The organism is Mariniflexile sp. AS56 (assembly GCF_030552475.1).
GTDB lineage: Bacteria > Bacteroidota > Bacteroidia > Flavobacteriales > Flavobacteriaceae > Mariniflexile.
The window spans coordinates 63,844-82,126 of sequence record NZ_JAUPED010000015.1 but is presented as its reverse complement, the minus strand read 5'-3'; the positions used below and the strand labels follow the sequence as shown (position 1 = coordinate 82,126).

Sequence of the window (18,283 nt, the reverse complement as noted above, 5' to 3'; positions counted from 1 at the left end):
GTGTCAGAGATGTCAAGTTCTTTCTCTATAGATTAACTAAATTATATGCATAATTTATACGGCTCCCCAGAAATATGCCTTGATCCTTGATCCCTTATAACGTCATAAAACCGACTGAAAGTATCTAAAACAAAAAAACCTTCTGATTTCTCAGAAGGTTTTTGTCGGGGTGGCAGGATTCGAACCTGCGACCTCCTGCTCCCAAAGCAGGCGCGATAACCGGGCTACGCTACACCCCGATGGTTATCTTAAAAATTTGCGGAGAGACAGGGACTCGAACCCTGGCGACAGTTACCCGTCGACAGATTAGCAATCTGCTCCATTACCACTCTGGCACCTCTCCTAAAATTATTACAATGTACTATTGCAGTAATTTTGCGGTTGCAAATGTAACTTATAGATTGTAAGAACGCAACTATTTTATTCACTTTTTTTAAATATTATTCGGGGTATTCAATTCTTAAATGGTAAATGTTTGCAAGCTTGTGTTTTAGCACTTTTTTTATGGACTGAATTTCTTTGAAAGTTATATTCGCATTTAAAAATTGACCACCTTCTATCTGCTTATCTATGATGTTTTCAACAAATGCATCAATTTTTGTAGATGTTGGATCTTTTAAACTTTTAGAAGCTGCCTCTACACTATCACACATCATTAAAATCGCTGTTTCTTTACTAAAGGGCTTAGGGCCTGGGTAACTAAAATCGGCCTTATCTACATCTTCAAAATCTTTCTTCTCTTGCATATAGAAATAATACACCACACTCGTTCCATGATGCGTTCTAATGAAGTCTATAACTCTATCTGGCAAATTATACTTCTTTGCTATTTCAATACCGTCTATAACGTGCCCTGTTATAATTCGCGCACTCTCCCTGGACGACAATTCATCGTGCGGATTGATACCGGTAGATTGATTTTCAGTAAAATAAGTAGGGTTTTTCATTTTACCAATATCGTGATACAAAGCCCCGACCCGAACCAGCATAGCATTCGCTCCAATTTCATTAGCAGACGCTTCCGCTAAGTTTGCTACGTTTAAAGAATGGTGAAACGTTCCTGGTGCTTTATTTGAAAGCTCTTTCAATAATTTCGAATTCGTATCAGACAATTCTAAAAGTGACACATCTGAAACCAATCCAAAAATCTTTTCGTAAGCGTAAATTAAAGGCTGAACAAATAAAGTGGCAAGTCCACTTAAAACAAACCAAATAAACATTTCCCACTTTATGGTTTCTACACTACCTTCATGAATAACAAAAAAGGCAAAATACGCCACTATATAAATCACTGTAATTTGTCCTACTGAAATAAACAAATTGGCACGTTTGTATAATTCCGAAACCGTTAAAATAGTAACAATACCGGCTATAATTTGAAGAAACATATACTCATAACTATTCGGTACTATAAAGCCTAACAGTAAAACAGTAATTACGTGAGCGAATAAACCTAAACGGGCATCGAAAAAAGCTTTAAATATTAAAGGTAAAATACAAATGGGTACGACGTAAATAAACTTCGAATTATAATTTACAACCAGCGTTGTAATAAAAATCATTAAAAAAATATTGAAGAAAATAAAGGTAACTTTCGTGTTATTCTCAAAAACAACAACCCGATACTTTCTTAAAAACAGAAGCAGCATTAACAGCGCCAAGGCAACTAAAATGGTATAAGCGAATATAATCCAGTTGTAATTAGATTTGCTCCAAATTTGTGACTCATATTCAGACTGTAAAGACTTTAATGTTTGATACTTGTCGCCCTCAATAACTTCTCCCTTAGATATTATTAAAGTCGCTTTTTCTACACTACCTCTCGCATAAGCAATTTTATTCAACTCTTCTTGCAGCGCTTTTTCAGTAAACGATTTATCAAAGGTTAAATTAGGGGTGATCAAGTCGAAAAACAGTGAAGCAAAATTGGTTTTATAAGCCGTTAAGTTATGCTTTTGCAACACTTTATTTATTACTGGCGTCACGGCGTCTTGTTTTATCAAGTCTGAGAAAAAACCATCTTGCTTTTTCACCCGTTCATCAAGAATGGCGATACCTCTATCTTCTGAAAAATTATAACTTTCATTTAAAACACCAAAAGCATAAAACTCAGAGATAATCTCATTCCCCACTTTATATAAGGAATTTAAAGTTCGTTTCGAAATAGAATCTGGAAATACCGTTCTAAATTGCTGTTTATACAATTCGTTTACCTTTGTTTTAACCGCATTATCTATATCAAAATACAAAATAGAGTTATCTACTAGCACTTGCTTTTCAGAAGCTATTTCAGCATCCGATTTTTTTATTGCAAAGTTAAAAGGGGCATATAAATTTTCCGATTGCCACGGCTTTCCTTTTTCAAAATTGTATTTAAACTTCCCGCTTTTAGGAAATAAATACACAATTAAAAAAGTGGTACAAACAAACAACAGACCTTTATAAATCAAGGAATGGTTTCTATATAATTTATTTATAAAGTCTTCCATTTAAAAAGTTAAGGAAATCAAAAGTAATAAAATTATAAGCCAATCCTATTTTTTATAATCATTGAATCGCTCTAATTTCTATTAAAAAATCATTATTTTCGCATACACTAAACTTAAGATTTTTATAATGAATAAAGAAGTAGTTATTGTTTCGGCCGTAAGAACACCTATTGGGAGTTTTATGGGAGCGCTTTCAACCGTTTCCGCACCTCAACTCGGTGCCATTGCTATAAAAGGTGCTTTAAATAAGATAAGTTTAAACCCTGAATTGGTTGACGAAGTACTTATGGGTAACGTTGTCCAAGCAGGAACGGGTCAAGCACCAGCAAGACAAGCTGCTATTTATGCAGGCATACCTAATACGGTACCCTGCACCACTATAAACAAGGTTTGTGCCTCTGGAATGAAAGCAATTATGCAAGCAGCACAAAGCATTGCTTTGGGTGATGCTGATATTATAGTTGCTGGCGGTATGGAAAATATGAGTTTAATTCCGCATTATTTATACGCGAGAACTGGTACTAAATTTGGACCTACCTCTTTAATTGATGGCATGCAGAAAGATGGTTTGGTTGATGCTTATGACCAAAATGCCATGGGTGTTTGTGCTGATGCTTGTGCTACTGAATACAAGTTTTCTCGTGAAGACCAAGATGCTTTTGCCATTCAATCATACAAACGTTCGGCAGCTGCCTGGGAAGCTGGTAAATTTGATAATGAAATTGTACCTGTTGAAGTACCTCAACGACGCGGAGAACCCGTTATAGTAAGCAAAGACGAAGAATTCTCAAATGTTATTCTAGATAAAATTCCGCAATTACGCCCCGCTTTTTCGAAAGATGGTACGGTAACAGCAGCCAACGCTTCTACCATAAACGATGGTGCTGCAGCTGTGGTTTTAATGAGTAAAGAAAAAGCAAACGAGCTTGGTTTAAAACCACTCGCTACTATAAAAAGTTATGCCGATGCTGCCCACGAACCTGAATGGTTTACAACAGCACCCGCAAAAGCGTTACCAAAAGCATTGGCCAAAGCCAATATAAGCATGAAAGATGTTGAGTTTTTCGAATTTAATGAAGCCTTTTCTGTTGTAGGTTTAGCAAATATGAAAATTTTAGGACTTAACAATAGTAATGTAAATGTTAATGGTGGTGCCGTGTCACTCGGTCATCCGTTAGGGTGTTCAGGCGCTAGAATTGTTATTACACTTTTAAACGTTTTAGAACAAAACAATGCTAAAATTGGTGCAGCAGCTATTTGTAATGGCGGCGGCGGTGCATCTGCAATTATTATAGAACGTTAATTTATTTTTTATTGAATATTTATAATCTACAAATGGTTTTTTACGCTCGTTTTTTTGACAGGAATTTAAAGTTTAATGTATCATTGTATTTTAATATATAATAATTAATAGTCCCTAGTTATATATGCAATACGGAATTTGTAATTTAAGCATTGTTCCCCTTAGAAATGAACCTAGTGATACAAGCGAACTTGTTTCGCAAGTTTTATATGGTGATGTTTTTAAAATTTTAGAACAACGTAAAAGTTGGAGTAAAATAAGACTTGCTTTTGATAAGTATGAAGGTTGGATTGACAACAAACAACTTATAGAAATTGACGAAGAACAATACCTACAACTATCTATAGAAGCACCTCAGCTTTCTATTGATTTGGTTGAATTTATTGAAGACAGCAACCAACAATTACACCCCATTTTATTGGGCTCTTCGCTTAACGGCTTATCCACATTAAACCATATACACGATGGCTCTGTGATAGCAGGCGTAAAACCCAAAGAGAACTTAATAAAAACAGCCTTTCTTTATTTAAATTCCCCTTATTTATGGGGTGGAAAAACACCTTTTGGAATAGACTGTTCTGGTTTTACACAAATGGTTTATAAGCTAAACGGTTATAAATTATTACGTGATGCATCCCAACAAGCGACTCAAGGTGAAGCTTTAAGCTTTATTGAAGAAAGCGAACCAGGAGACTTAGCTTTTTTTGATAACAGCGAAGGCGTCATTACCCATGTTGGTATTATTATGAGTGACAACTATATTATACACGCACACGGTAAAGTTAGAATTGATAGATTAGACCACTCTGGTATTTATAATGTAGATAGAAATGTTCACACCCATAAACTACGGGTTATAAAAAAAGTGATTTAATTGCAAATGGTAACCTAGCGTTTTAAAGTGAAAAAGAATGTGGTACCCACACCTTCTCTACTTTTTAACCAAATTTTACCGCCGTAATTGTTTACCAGTTTTTTAACAATAGAAAGCCCTACACCAGAGGATCCTTTTGTATCATTTAAGGTTTGAAATACTTGGAAAATTTTCTCATAATACATCTCCTTAATTCCTACGCCATTGTCTTTTACAGAAAATTTATAAAAATCTGAATTCGATGAAAAGTCGATTGTAATTTCACCTTTAGGTTTGTCAATGTATTTTACAGCGTTTTCAATTAAATTCTGAAAAATCTGCATAAATTTGGTCTTGTTACCCTTTACTATCGGTAATTTATGAGGCATCTTAAAAGTAATGAGGGTACTTAATTGTATTGTTTTCTGTATTTCTTTAATAAGTAAACTTAAATCCACTTCTTCTTCCTCAAACACATCATAATCCATTCTTGAATAATTAAGGGTGTTTGTTATCAAATTATCCATTTGAAGTAATGTAGTATCAATCAACTCAAAGTTTCTTAATGTTTCTCCTGTCAACTTATCTTGATTATCTTCCTTAATCCAAGTAATCAAAGCGTTTATAGAGCGTAAAGGCGATTTCAAATCATGAGAAACAATATGAACATATTCCTCCAACTGCGTTTGATAATCGTTAATTTTATCAAGGTTATAGGTTTGTAATACTTTATCGGCAGCAATAGATGCCATGGTTATGATGGTTTTTAATTGAACGAGTTCAAAAAAATCGGGATCTTTATGTTTTGAGTACATAACACCTACCACGTCTCTACCATTATGCACTAAAGGTATGGCAATTTCGCTTCCATAATTGACAGGTAACTCAACATCAACCTCTTCTATATCTGTAATCGATGCTATTTTAGGGAAACCTAAGTGAGCTACTTTACCCACCAAACCTTGGCCGAAGGCAATTAGTTTATGACCATTACTTTCGTGGTTATCATTATCAATATCACCAAGTTCTACCTTATTTAGAAATTCTTTATTGTGATCTACTAAGTAAATTTCACAATAATCATAAGCAAAGTAAGCCTTAAAGTTTTTGGCTAGCAGGCTCATAATTTCATGTGTGTTATTACAATTTTGGAGGTACCTGGTAAAGGAATTCACCAGTTTAAGTTCACGGTTTCGTACCGTAAGTTGTTCTACTAAACGATTCTGAATTTGAATGTTTAATGTTTCGTCTGTTGTTGCTTTCATAGGGTTGGGAGAATTGAGAGATTCTATTGAGAGATTTTGCTATTAATAAAAATCCAAGGACGATTGGACGGTTGCGTACAGAGGAAAGATACTTTCACAGTAAAAATCTTTCTCAAAAACAGTACGCCCAGATATACAATCAGACAACATGGTTACTTTGTAGCCCTTTTCATAGGCCGATCTTCCTGTGCTATCTATACAAATAGATGCAACAGTACCAGCCAGAAGCAGGTGTTCCACTTTATTCTTTGCTAAAAACGCATCGAGCGTCGTGTTTACAAACGCATTTAGACCTAACTTTCCAGGAATTTCAGTAATTTTATCACCAAACTCTTTAATTTCTTGAATAGTCTCAGCCCCCTTAGTGCCTTCTTTAAAAGCTTCTACGGTTTTAATAGTATTCAAAATACCAACAGGATCTGAGAGTTCTTTGTAATCTTCAGAAAAAATAATTGGTGTAGAAACAATAGGCATGTCACCTGCGTTTTTAATAAGGTTCACTGTATTATTTATGATATCTGTAACCTTGGACGATTCTTCAACTACCGACCTAAGTACACCATCCTGAGAAAAATAATCATTTTGATACCCTATTAATATTATTGCTGTTTTCATTTTTATAATTTGCTATTAATTAAAAAATAACTTGTATAAGCTATATTATCACTTATAAAGACGCTACAATATACATAGAAAATAAAATAAGACAGAGGCTTACCCCTTGACGCACCCTTTTTAATAGACCGAACCGTTATAAGTGCAGTTGAAAGGTTTTAGGAAAATACAACATTTGCCTAAATCTCCACTTTAGTAACAGCCGGAAACGAAAAAAAGAATCCTTACTCATTAAATGTCAATACGTTATAACGACAAGATACAAAATAAATTATCAATAGTATATAAAAAGTTGGTATTTCAAACCATACTAAATTGATGGTTTAACTAGGTTTGTTGTTAATTTAAATTGAGTAGTTTCTACTACTCACACAAACAAAACACCTCCAACTGATTACGTAAACCTAAGTATGCCAGTACTTAAGAAACAACATAGCTACAGAAATTACTACTTATTTTGAAAGAATATAAATTAAATGTTTTGTTCTATATTCTTATGAAAAAAGAATCAAGTTTTAAGTATTTAATTTAAATTGGCCGGCTAACTTAACACCAAATACTAATAATGAAAGTATCAAAAATTACACTTTTACTTTTTGGAGCTATTTTATTAAATAGCTGCGCATCACGTTATGAAATGATTCAGCCAAAAAGCTTAAACTACCTATCTAGTAATAAATCGGACGATGTTATTCTTGAATACAAATACGATTTACTAGATAAAAAATATGCTAAAAAAGAGGAGAAGAAAGATTTAAAACTTGTTGCCGTTAAGGTGACTAATAACTCCGATAAGGATTTAATTTTTGGCAAAGACATTAAACTCACCTATGAAAACGGAAGTGACATTTACATTCTAGAAAACGAGTCTGTTTTTAAATCGTTGAAGCAAAGCCCAGCAACACATTTGTTTTATTTGCTTTTAACACCTGTTAATTTTTATACTGCAACAACCAACCAATATGGGATGCAAGAAACAACTAGTTCTACCCCTATAGGCTTAATACTTGGCCCTGGTTTAGCAGCCGGTAATATGATTGCTGCTGGTTCTGCAAACAAAAAATTTAAAAATGAAATACAAGAATACAATTTGAACGGTAAGGTTATTTTAAAAGGCCAAACTGCTTATGGACTTATAGGCATCAAATCGAGTTCTTTTAATTCTATTAAAGTGAAGGTTGAATAACCAAACCTAAGCAGGTTTATTTGTATCTCGTAATATTGATACACTGTCATGTGACTTTAATGCGAGGTACGAAACAAACACATAAGGTTTACTTCAAATCTTATGTGTTTGTTTTATTTATAAAAAGATGGCTTCGTCGTTCGTCCTAGCTATGATCGACAAATACTGATAAGGGTTACCCCTACTTCATATACTTCCCTTTTTTACTACCTTCATACATCACATATTTAACTAAACGCGCTTCTAACTTCGCATTAAATAAATGTATTTTTCGTGAAGGGCGTAAACCTACGTGTTTTAAGGCGTCGAGATTTGAGGTTATAAACCAAGCATCGGTACCTGGGTAACTTTGCTTTAAAGTATCACCAATGTTTTTATAAAACTCTTCCATATCAATATTTAAACGTTCACCGTATGGCGGGTTAAATACCATATGCAACTTCTCATCACCCCCTTTTTGGGTTTTAAAGAAATCTTCATGCTTTACTTCTATAAAATCGTCTAATTGCGCATTTTTTATATTTTCTATGGCTTTGGTTACGGCACTAGGTGCTTTATCGTAGCCTATAATTTTATGGTGAAAATCACGTGTTTTACCAAGTAGGGATTCTTCAATTTTTTCGAATAACTCAACATCCCAATCGTTCCAACGCTCGAAAGCAAACTCTTTTCGCATTAGGTTTGGTGGAATATTACAGGCTATCATAGCGGCTTCAATAAGCATGGTTCCGGAACCACACATAGGGTCCATAAAATCGGTTTGCCCATCCCAGCCAGACAACATAATTAAACCTGCTGCCAAAACCTCATTAATAGGTGCTATATTGGTAGCCATTTTATAACCACGTTTGTGTAAAGAATCGCCAGAAGAATCTAGCGAAATAGTACACTGGTGCCTATCTATATGTACATTAATTTTTAGATCTGGAAATTTTAAATCGACATTAGGGCGTTCGCCTGTGGTGTCGCGAAACTTATCTACAATGGCATCTTTTGTTTTTTGCGCAATGTATAGTGAGTTTGTAAACAATTCGGAATGGATGGTCGCATCTACAGCAATGGTGCCAGTAGACTTCACATACTGCTCCCAAGGCATTAGGTACAGCTTGTCATATAAGTCTTTTTCGTTGTTTACCGTAAAGCTTGTAATAGGTTTTAATATTTTTATAGCCGTACGTAAACCGAGGTTGGCTTTGTACATAAACCCTTTATCGCCCGAAAAAGATACACTTCGTACCCCTGTTTTTATATCTTGTGCGCCTAGTTGTGTTAGTTCATTTGCTAGTAAATCTTCAAAACCAAATAAGGTTTTTGCTAGCATATTAAAATTTTCTTCCATTTTTTATCTCGAATAGATTGCAAAAATAACGTAATTTTGTGGTTAATTAACTAGCAATTGCTGATAATGGGTTAAGGATTGAAGCGGCATCCTTTTGTTTTGTGTTAAAAATATGTTTCAGATGTATGAAACACGACAAAACAAAAGATATAGCGGAAAGCCTGACCCCCGATTTTTCTTCGGGGGTAACCCCAAAAACAACATATGAATAAAGACAACACTACTTGGTTTACTTCTTGGTTTGACACCCCTTTTTACCATATTTTATATAAAGATAGAGACGATACCGAGGCGCAACATTTTATGGATACGCTTACTGAATATTTAAATATTCCTGAAAATGGAAAAATTTTAGATTTGGCTTGTGGTCGTGGCAGACATGCCGTGTATTTAAACTCATTAGGTTTTGATGTTACGGGTGCCGATTTGAGCGAGAACAGCATTAATTACGCGAAACAGTTTGAAAATAACACCTTGCATTTTGATGTACACGACATGTGTAAACCTTATAACAAACCTTTTGACGCTATTTTTAACTTATTCACTAGTTTTGGATATTTTGATAAAGATGCTGATAATTTAAGTACGATTGAAGCTATTAAAACCGATTTAAACGAAACTGGTTTTGGAGTGATTGATTTTATGAATAGCGAATTTGTTATTGATAATTTAGTACCTGAAGAAGTAAAAACGGTTGATGGAATTGATTTTAATTTGAAGCGTTATGTTGAAGATGGTTATATTGTAAAAGATATTAGCTTTACAGCAGATGGTGAAGATTACAATTTCCAAGAGCGTGTTAGAGCTTTTACTTTAGCCGATTTCGAAGCCTTTTTTGAACAGGCTGGCGTTTATTTATTAGATGTTTTTGGTGATTATAAATTACGTAAGTTTAGCAACAAAATGTCTGAACGTTTGGTTATGATTTTTAAATAGGCGAACAACAAACATTTGCCTTAGTTTTTATTTGATTACATATTTAAATTTTAAATGATTACATACATATTACCTTTTAGTGCCGTTGTTATTGGTGTTATTATTGCTTTTTTTACTAGAAATAAGAAAAACTGGAACACCAAACTCCTACTCTCTTTTAGCGGATCGTTTTTACTAGCCTTAACCCTTTTTGAGTTATTACCAGAAGTGTATGAGCATTTAGAGCCCAAACTCACCGGACTTTACATTATGTGCGGTATTATGCTGCAAATTGTTTTAGAATTATTCTCTAAAGGTGCCGAGCATGGGCATGTACATATACACAAACACGACACAACGTTCCCTTGGTTATTATTTATAAGTTTGTGTATTCATAGCTTTTTAGAAGGTTTTTCTATTCACGACCATAACGATATGGTTTATGGTATTTTGGTACATAAAATACCTATTGCTGCCATTATTAGCATGTTTTTATTACAATCGAGTTATAGTAAATTACAAATTGCAGGATTTCTATTAATTTTTGCATGTATGACGCCTTTAGGAACTTTAATTGGCCATACTTGGGAAGCACTTTCTAGTTACTCTCAAATTATAAATGCCTTTGTTATTGGTATCTTTTTCCATATTTCTACTACTATTTTATTTGAAAGTGGAGACGGACATAAATTCAACCTATCTAAATTTATATCTATTGTTGTTGGGGTTGCTGTCGCTTATTTGATTTAAGGGCTGAAACTAGAACTAAAATGAACCATACCTACATATTGGTTGATTATAGCATTCACCGCTTTTCAAGAAGACATAACTTAGTCAAAATTAAAGACTGTATGAGGAAGTGTGATATCTAAAACAAGAATAGAACTTAAAAATACTGTACTGAGAAGGTCAACAATAAGTTGTTTTCATCTAAAGTACACTCAAACTATAACGAACAAAAAAAGCCGCAAATTGCGGCTTTTTTTATACATTTTAATTGCTTTTTATTGCGCTTCTAGAGCTTCAACCTTAGCTTTCATATCATTATGCTTAGCTGTTTCACCAAGTATACTATAAATATTCATTAATGTTTTAGCAGCACTTACGTTTTTACCATCAATTTCTAATGCCTTCGTTAAGTAAGGAACCGCACTTTTGTATAAGTTTTGACGCGCCTCTCTTAGTTCATCATAACGTAAATCGTCTTTCTTAGAACTTCCTAAACCATTCATTTCTTTAATAAGTACTTCTTCTGTCGATAGAATTAAAGCGGCTAAATTAATATACGCATTAATGTATTCAGGATTTAAAGAAATAGTTTTTTCGTAATACGCCTTAGCATCTTCTGGTTGTCCAGATTCTGAAGCAATAACACCTAAATTATATTGTAATTCTGGGTTATTAGGATCCATTTGAGTTGCTTTTTCTAATAAGGCCTTAAATTTATCCGTATTACCCATTTTATAATGGATATTAGCTTCAGATAAAATCAAGTTAATGTCATCAGGACTTTCAGCTCTCGCCTCTTTCATAGCACCTAATGCCTTTTCGTCATCACCCTCACTAATGTAGATAAGCGCTACATTTTTAACAATTTCAGGTTTTTTAGATTCCGTCATACGCTCACCAGGATTGCTGTGGCTTTTAGCTTTAACGTATAAATCTCTCGTGCCTTTATCTAAAACTTCTTCTTCACCAGTTTCTACATTAGTAGCGAAAAATTGTTTTTCAATACCTGTATAACCGATTGTTTTAAGTTCTTCATATAAAGTTAAAGCCCTGTCATATTCTTGAACATTCACTGCAGTTGCTGCTGCGTAATAAAGAAACAAGGTGTCTTTAGATCTTAGTCTATATGCTTTTTCAAAATACTTAGAAGCTGTTGAAAAATCTTTACCTTCATATGATTTGTTACCTTTTTTCAAGATACCATTTACCATAGTCTCTTTTAAGTCCGATGATTCAGAAGCATAATCTCCCTTTACGTTGTCTAAACTTTTTAAAGCGGCATCAATATCATTCATAGAGCCTGCACCATTAGCATATAAAGCTTCGGCGTTTAAATAGTAATATTGTGCTTTATACTTATCGTCTATAGTAGGCAATAAAGCTTCTACATCCTTTAAAGCTGTTTTAGCTTCCGCATAATTATTTCCTTTAAGAGCTTTCTCTGCCGCTTTCAATTCCTTTTTTTGTGAAAATGAAAATGCGCTAACCGACAATGCTAAAGCTATGATAATCTGTTTCTTCATTTTAATAGTTTTAAATTTAATTTTCTGAGTTATTTTCGTCTAAGTTAGTATCAATAGTTGTGCCATCGTCTGGAGCATCAGTGTTTTCAGCACCTTCCACGCCTTCTTCACCTTCTTCAATTTCTACAACTTCATCTTCATCATGCATCACTTTTGCAACCGCAGCAATAGAGTCGTTGTTTTTAAGGTTGATTAATTTAACACCTTGAGTAGCTCTACCCATCACTCTTAAATTTTTAATATCTAACCTAATGGCGATACCAGATTTATTGATAATCATTAAATCATCATTATCTGTAACGCTCTTAATAGCAACTAATTTACCTGTTTTTTCTGTAATAGAAATGGTTTTTACACCTTTTCCACCACGGTTGGTAATTCTATAAACTGGCTCACCATCTTCTGGATCATCAATATATGTACGTTTACCATAACCATTTTCCGAAACTACTAATACTGATTCCTCCTGAGGATTATCAATAGTTACCATACCAATTACTTCATCGTTTTCATCTGCAAGCGTAATACCTCTTACTCCTGATGCACTACGACCCATTGGGCGTGTTTTAGCTTCCTCAAAACGAATGGCTTTACCAGATTTAAGCGCTAACATGACTTGGCTTTCACCAGTTGTTAAACGTGCTTCTAATAAAATATCGTCTTCCTTAATAGTAATGGCGTTAATACCGTTTGTTCTTGGACGTGAATATTGCTCTAAAGAAGTCTTTTTAACTTGACCTTGTTTCGTAGCCATAATAACGTAATGACTGTTTATATACGCTTCATCTTTAAGATCTTGTGTACAAATAAACGCCTTAACAGTATCGTCTTGTTCGATATTTATTAAATTTTGAATGGCGCGTCCTTTAGATGTTTTACTACCTTCTGGAATTTCATAAACACGCATCCAGAAACATTTTCCTTTTTGAGTGAAGAATAACATGTATTGGTGGTTGGTACCAACAAATAAATGCTCTAAGAAATCTTCATTTCTAGTGGTAGATGCTTTTTGACCAACACCACCTCTATTTTGAGTTTTGTATTCTGATAATGAAGTACGCTTTATATAACCTGCATGAGAAATAGTAATAACTACTTTTTCATCTGGAATCATGTCTTCAATACTTAAATCGCCACCCGCATATTCAATTATAGAACGACGCTCATCACCATATTTATCTCTTACAACAACTAACTCGTCTTTAATGATTTGCATTCGACGGTCTTTCTTCTCTAAGATATCTTTTAAGTCGATGATGGTTTTCATGATCTCATCATATTCAGAACGTAATTTATCTTGCTCTAAGCCTGTAAGTTGACGCAAACGCATCTCTACAATAGCTCGTGCTTGAATTTCTGAAAGTTCGAAACGTTTTATTAAATTTTCTCTTGCTTCATCTGCATTTGAAGACGCTCTAATAATGGCAATTACTTCATCAATATTATCTGATGCAATAATTAATCCTTCTAAAATATGAGCACGCTCTTCAGCTTTACGCAATTCATAGGTAGTACGTCTTACAACAACTTCATGTCTATGCTCAACAAAATAATGAATAAGCTCTTTTAAGTTTAAAAGCTGTGGACGCCCTTTTACCAGCGCAATATTATTTACACTAAACGACGATTGTAATGCCGTGTATTTGTATAATTTATTAAGAACGATGTTTGGTATAGCATCACGTTTTAAAACGTAAACAATACGCATACCATTTCTATCAGACTCATCACGAATAGTCGCGATACCTTCCAATTTTTTCTCGTTTACCAAGTCTGCAGTCTTTTTAATCATTTCTGCTTTATTAACTTGGTAAGGTATTTCGTTTACAATAATACACTCACGCCCTTGAACTTCTTCAATATTAGCTTTTCCGCGTATTACAATTCGACCTCTACCTGTATGGAATGCTTCTTTAACACCATCGTACCCATAAATAGTACCTCCTGTTGGAAAATCTGGTGCTTTAACGTGTTTTATTAACTCGTCTATTTCTATATCGTTATCTTCAATATAAGCAATGGTACCATTAACAACCTCGGTTAAATTGTGAGGTGGCATATTAGTTGCCATACCTACTGCAATACCAGAAGCTCCATTGACTAAAAGCCCAGGAATACGGGTTGGTAGTACGGTTGGTTCTTGCAAGGTATCATCAAAATTCAATTTATGATCGACAGTTTCCTTGTCAATATCTGCCAACATATCCTCCGATATTTTACGCATACGCGCCTCGGTATAACGCATTGCTGCTGGACTATCACCATCTATAGAACCAAAGTTACCTTGGCCATCCACTAACATATAACGCAAACTCCATTCTTGAGCCATACGTACCATAGCATCGTAAACCGATGTATCGCCATGTGGGTGATACTTACCTAAAACTTCTCCAACTATTCTAGCCGACTTTTTATGTGCGCCTGTTGCTCTAATACCTAGTTCGTGCATACCGAAAAGTACACGTCTATGAACTGGTTTTAACCCATCTCTTACATCTGGTAAAGCACGTGACACGATGACCGACATTGAATAATCAATGTAAGCCGTTTTCATCTCATCTTCAATATTAATAGGGATCAATTTCTCTCCTTCTGCCATAAATAATTTAATTAAGTTTTATGAGTTTTTCAAAACATGCTAATATACGTATTTCAATAGTCACCATACATCATAATAATCCATTTTTTCATGTTTTTTATTAACAATAAGTCATACTTCAATCGTTAATAAATATGCTGCCAAAAATTTTGATTTTATAAAGATTTTTTCGTCAATTAGCAACTTTCACACATTTTAGGGTATAGTTTTTGCCTTTAGTAAAATGTTTTAGTATTTTTAATGCAGAAAGGACACTGATATGGATGATAATTTTTCCCCAAGAGTAAAAGATGTAATTGCTTACAGTAAAGAAGAAGCACTTCGATTAGGCCACGATTTTATCGGGACCGAACATTTAATGCTGGGACTTTTACGTGACGGCGATGGTAAGGCTATAAATATTTTAAATGCTTTGGATGTAGATTTAAACCATCTCAGACGGAAAGTAGAAATATTAAGCCCTGCAAACCCAAGTATTTCAGTAGCTTCCAACCAAAAAAAGAACCTACACCTTACTAGGCAGGCAGAACGCGCTTTAAAAACAACCTTTTTAGAAGCCAAATTATTTCAAAGTACCTCTATAAATACAGCTCATTTACTACTTTGTATATTAAGAAATGAGAACGACCCCACTACCAAGCTTTTAAATAAGCTAAAAGTTGATTATGACAACGTTAAAGAACAATTTAAACTTATGATAACAAACGACAACGACTATATCGAGCCAAAGGCAGAATCGTTTCAGGACGATGATTCACATACAGATGACGATAGCTCTAAAGACATTTTTAGTACACCAACAAGCAAGACGAACAAAAAATCTAAAACACCTGTTTTAGATAATTTTGGACGCGACTTAACTGCCATGGCAGAAGAAGGTAAACTGGACCCAGTGGTTGGTAGAGAAAAAGAAATTGAACGTGTTTCACAAATTTTAAGTAGAAGAAAGAAAAACAATCCGCTTTTAATTGGAGAACCAGGTGTCGGCAAATCTGCCATCGCCGAGGGTTTAGCACTTCGTATTGTAAAACGAAAAGTCTCTCGAATTCTTTTTGGCAAACGTGTTGTGACTTTAGATTTAGCAAGCTTAGTTGCTGGAACTAAATACCGTGGCCAGTTTGAAGAGCGCATGAAAGCGGTTATGAATGAACTGGAAAAAAATGACGATGTTATTTTATTTATAGATGAAATTCACACCATTGTTGGTGCTGGTGGCGCCACTGGAAGTTTAGACGCTTCTAACATGTTTAAACCTGCTTTAGCTCGTGGCGAAATACAATGTATTGGTGCTACAACTTTAGATGAATACCGCCAATATATCGAAAAAGATGGCGCTTTAGAACGTCGTTTTCAAAAAGTAATTGTAGAGCCTACAACGGTTATAGAAACTATTGAGATTCTTAACAATATTAAAGCTAAATACGAAGAGCATCACAATGTTGATTATACACCAGAAGCTATTGAAGCTTGTGTAAAATTAACCAATAGATACATGACAGAGCGTTTCTTACCAGACAAAGCTATTGACGCTTTAGATGAAGCTGGATCGCGCGTTCACATCACGAATATTGAGGTGCCTAAACAAATTATAGAACTTGAAAAACAACTGGAAACCGTAAAGGAAACCAAAAATTCGGTTGTTAAAAAGCAAAAATACGAGGAAGCTGCGAAGCTTAGAGATGATGAAAAACGCATTGAAAAAGAATTAGCAATTGCTCAAGAAAAATGGGAAGAAGACACCAAACAACACCGTGAAGTTGTAACTGAAGACAATGTGGCCGATGTAGTTTCTATGATGACAGGCATTCCTGTAAATAGAATTGCTCAAACAGAAATCAATAAATTAGCCGAACTACCAACTCTTATTAAAGGCAAAGTTATTGGTCAAGACGAAGCGGTTGCTAAGGTTGTTAAAGCCATTCAACGTAACCGTGCTGGACTTAAAGACCCAAACAAGCCCATTGGTTCATTTATATTTTTAGGGCAAACAGGTGTAGGTAAAACGCAGTTAGCTAAGGTGTTGTCTCGTGAATTGTTTGACAGTGAAGATTCACTGATTCGAATAGACATGAGTGAATACATGGAAAAATTCGCGATTTCTAGATTAGTTGGAGCACCTCCAGGATACGTTGGTTACGAAGAAGGTGGGCAATTAACTGAGAAAGTGAGACGCAAACCCTATGCAGTTATTCTATTAGATGAAATTGAAAAAGCACATCCAGATGTATTTAACATGCTACTTCAAGTGCTTGACGATGGCTATTTAACCGATAGTTTAGGAAGAAAAATAGATTTTAGAAACACCATCATCATTATGACCTCTAATATTGGAGCTCGTAAACTTAAAGATTTTGGTACTGGAATTGGTTTTGGAACCGCTTCACAGAAAGCACAAGAAGATGCCAATGCTAAAAGTGTTATTGAAAATGCTTTGAAAAAATCGTTCGCCCCAGAGTTTTTAAATAGAATTGACGATGTGGTTGTATTTAATCCTTTAGAAAAAGAAGACATCAATAAAATTATTGATATTGAATTAGGTAAACTTCTTTTAAGAATTAAAGATTTAGGCTATAACTTAAACCTTAGCGATAAGGCCAAAGATTATATTGCAGACAAAGGTTTCGATAAACAATATGGTGCAAGACCTCTAAAAAGAGCGATTCAAAAATATGTTGAAGATGCTTTAGCTGAAGAAATTATCACCTCGCATATTGGCGTTGGTGATAGTATTAATATCGATTTAGACGACGCTTCTCAAGAACTTAAAATAAGTATTGAGAAAGCTGAAAAACCTGCAGAGTCTTAAAAAAATACTGCTAAACAATAAAAAAAACTCGAAAATAACTTTTCGAGTTTTTTTTATGCCAAGACGTCACCTAATTTTAAATAGGAATGGCGTACGAGTTTTTAATTTCTCCCATAACAAATGTGCTATGAGCACTTCCTATATTTTGTAAACTCCCCAAGTGATTCAAGACAAAATTTTGGTACGATTTCATATCACTCACCAAGATTTTAAGAAAAAAATCATAATCGCCCGAAATATTATAACATTCGGTGACTTCTTCTAAAGAAAGAATGTCTTTAACAAATTGGTTCCCAATCTCTCGCGTATGTTCCTTCAACCTAATATTGCAAAAAACCATCAAGCCTCTATTCAACTTTTCAGCATCTAAAACTGCTATATAATTTTTAATATAACCACCCTTTTCTAATTTTTTTACCCGTTCAAAAACGGGCGTTGTTGATAGGTTTACTTTAGCCGCCAATTCCTTCGTTGTTAAATTAGACTTGCTTTGCAACAATTTTAAGATGCGAATATCAATTTCATCTAAAAAATTCACAGAATTATTTTCTATAGAGCGTATCATTTCTTCAAATTAAAAGATTATAAATCTACAATTAAATTCAAAATTAGGTAATACCACCAAATAAACACCGTAATTATAATATTTTATTCTTTAAAT

At 34.3% G+C, this 18,283-nt stretch carries 13 protein-coding genes and 2 tRNA genes; 6 read left to right on the top strand and 9 right to left on the bottom strand.

Annotation, left to right across the window (positions count from 1 at the left end; translation table 11 throughout):
* Window positions 1–164: 164 nt before the first annotated feature.
* The 3 genes from Q5N74_RS15900 to Q5N74_RS15890 all read right to left on the bottom strand — a co-directional run bounded on the left by Q5N74_RS15900 (window position 165) and on the right by Q5N74_RS15890 (window position 2,489).
* Window positions 165–239, bottom strand: a tRNA-Pro gene (locus tag Q5N74_RS15900).
* Between the two features lie 20 nt (window positions 240–259).
* Window positions 260–343: transfer RNA gene (locus tag Q5N74_RS15895), tRNA-Ser, on the bottom strand.
* 97 nt (window positions 344–440) lie between these two features.
* A complete protein-coding gene (locus Q5N74_RS15890; RefSeq protein WP_304389985.1) occupies window positions 441–2,489 on the bottom strand; it encodes an HD family phosphohydrolase in 2,049 nt (682 codons plus the stop codon).
* A gap of 127 nt (window positions 2,490–2,616) precedes the next feature.
* Here Q5N74_RS15890 and Q5N74_RS15885 point away from each other — a divergent pair, with 127 nt between their 5' ends.
* Complete coding sequence (locus tag Q5N74_RS15885; protein ID WP_304389976.1) at window positions 2,617–3,792, top strand: acetyl-CoA C-acyltransferase; 1,176 nt, start codon at window positions 2,617–2,619, stop codon at window positions 3,790–3,792.
* A gap of 124 nt (window positions 3,793–3,916) precedes the next feature.
* Window positions 3,917–4,666 (top strand): C40 family peptidase, encoded by a 750-nt coding sequence (locus Q5N74_RS15880; RefSeq protein WP_304389975.1) that lies wholly within the window; start codon window positions 3,917–3,919, stop codon window positions 4,664–4,666.
* A 14-nt stretch (window positions 4,667–4,680) separates the two neighbouring features.
* Here Q5N74_RS15880 and Q5N74_RS15875 read toward each other — a convergent pair whose 3' ends face one another.
* Window positions 4,681–5,910 (bottom strand): GAF domain-containing sensor histidine kinase, encoded by a 1,230-nt coding sequence (locus Q5N74_RS15875; protein WP_304389974.1) that lies wholly within the window; start codon window positions 5,908–5,910, stop codon window positions 4,681–4,683.
* A gap of 42 nt (window positions 5,911–5,952) precedes the next feature.
* Window positions 5,953–6,525, bottom strand: coding sequence for a cysteine hydrolase family protein (locus Q5N74_RS15870; RefSeq protein ID WP_304389973.1), 573 nt, complete (start codon window positions 6,523–6,525; stop codon window positions 5,953–5,955).
* Between the two features lie 565 nt (window positions 6,526–7,090).
* Here Q5N74_RS15870 and Q5N74_RS15865 point away from each other — a divergent pair.
* Window positions 7,091–7,711, top strand: a complete 621-nt coding sequence (locus Q5N74_RS15865) for a hypothetical protein (RefSeq protein WP_304389972.1) — start codon at window positions 7,091–7,093, stop codon at window positions 7,709–7,711.
* A gap of 181 nt (window positions 7,712–7,892) precedes the next feature.
* On the opposite strand, the gene Q5N74_RS15860 is transcribed toward Q5N74_RS15865, so the two are convergent.
* Window positions 7,893–9,050 carry a class I SAM-dependent RNA methyltransferase gene (locus Q5N74_RS15860; protein ID WP_304389971.1) on the bottom strand — a complete coding sequence of 386 codons (1,158 nt, stop codon included), beginning with the start codon at window positions 9,048–9,050 and terminating at the stop codon, window positions 7,893–7,895.
* A 204-nt stretch (window positions 9,051–9,254) separates the two neighbouring features.
* Here Q5N74_RS15860 and Q5N74_RS15855 point away from each other — a divergent pair, with 204 nt between their 5' ends.
* Together Q5N74_RS15855 and Q5N74_RS15850 are read left to right on the top strand one after the other, a co-directional pair.
* Window positions 9,255–9,986: a class I SAM-dependent methyltransferase gene (locus tag Q5N74_RS15855; RefSeq protein ID WP_304389969.1), complete on the top strand. Its 732-nt coding sequence runs from the start codon at window positions 9,255–9,257 to the stop codon at window positions 9,984–9,986.
* Window positions 9,987–10,040: 54 nt separating this feature from the next.
* Complete coding sequence (locus tag Q5N74_RS15850; protein WP_304389967.1) at window positions 10,041–10,715, top strand: ZIP family metal transporter; 675 nt, start codon at window positions 10,041–10,043, stop codon at window positions 10,713–10,715.
* A 254-nt stretch (window positions 10,716–10,969) separates the two neighbouring features.
* Here the strand turns inward: Q5N74_RS15850 and Q5N74_RS15845 are convergent, their stop codons facing one another.
* Window positions 10,970–12,217 carry a lipopolysaccharide assembly protein LapB gene (locus Q5N74_RS15845; RefSeq protein ID WP_304389966.1) on the bottom strand — a complete coding sequence of 416 codons (1,248 nt, stop codon included), beginning with the start codon at window positions 12,215–12,217 and terminating at the stop codon, window positions 10,970–10,972.
* 16 nt (window positions 12,218–12,233) lie between these two features.
* Window positions 12,234–14,816 (bottom strand): DNA gyrase subunit A, encoded by a 2,583-nt coding sequence (gene gyrA / locus Q5N74_RS15840; protein ID WP_304389965.1) that lies wholly within the window; start codon window positions 14,814–14,816, stop codon window positions 12,234–12,236.
* A gap of 259 nt (window positions 14,817–15,075) precedes the next feature.
* On the opposite strand from gyrA, the gene Q5N74_RS15835 reads away from it, so the two are divergent.
* The gene (locus Q5N74_RS15835) at window positions 15,076–17,622 is read left to right on the top strand and encodes an ATP-dependent Clp protease ATP-binding subunit (protein ID WP_304389964.1); all 2,547 of its coding nucleotides are present in this window, start codon (window positions 15,076–15,078) and stop codon (window positions 17,620–17,622) included.
* Window positions 17,623–17,698: 76 nt separating this feature from the next.
* On the opposite strand, the gene Q5N74_RS15830 is transcribed toward Q5N74_RS15835, so the two are convergent.
* Window positions 17,699–18,160 (bottom strand): Lrp/AsnC family transcriptional regulator, encoded by a 462-nt coding sequence (locus Q5N74_RS15830; protein ID WP_304389988.1) that lies wholly within the window; start codon window positions 18,158–18,160, stop codon window positions 17,699–17,701.
* Between the last annotated feature and the right edge of the window lie 123 nt (window positions 18,161–18,283).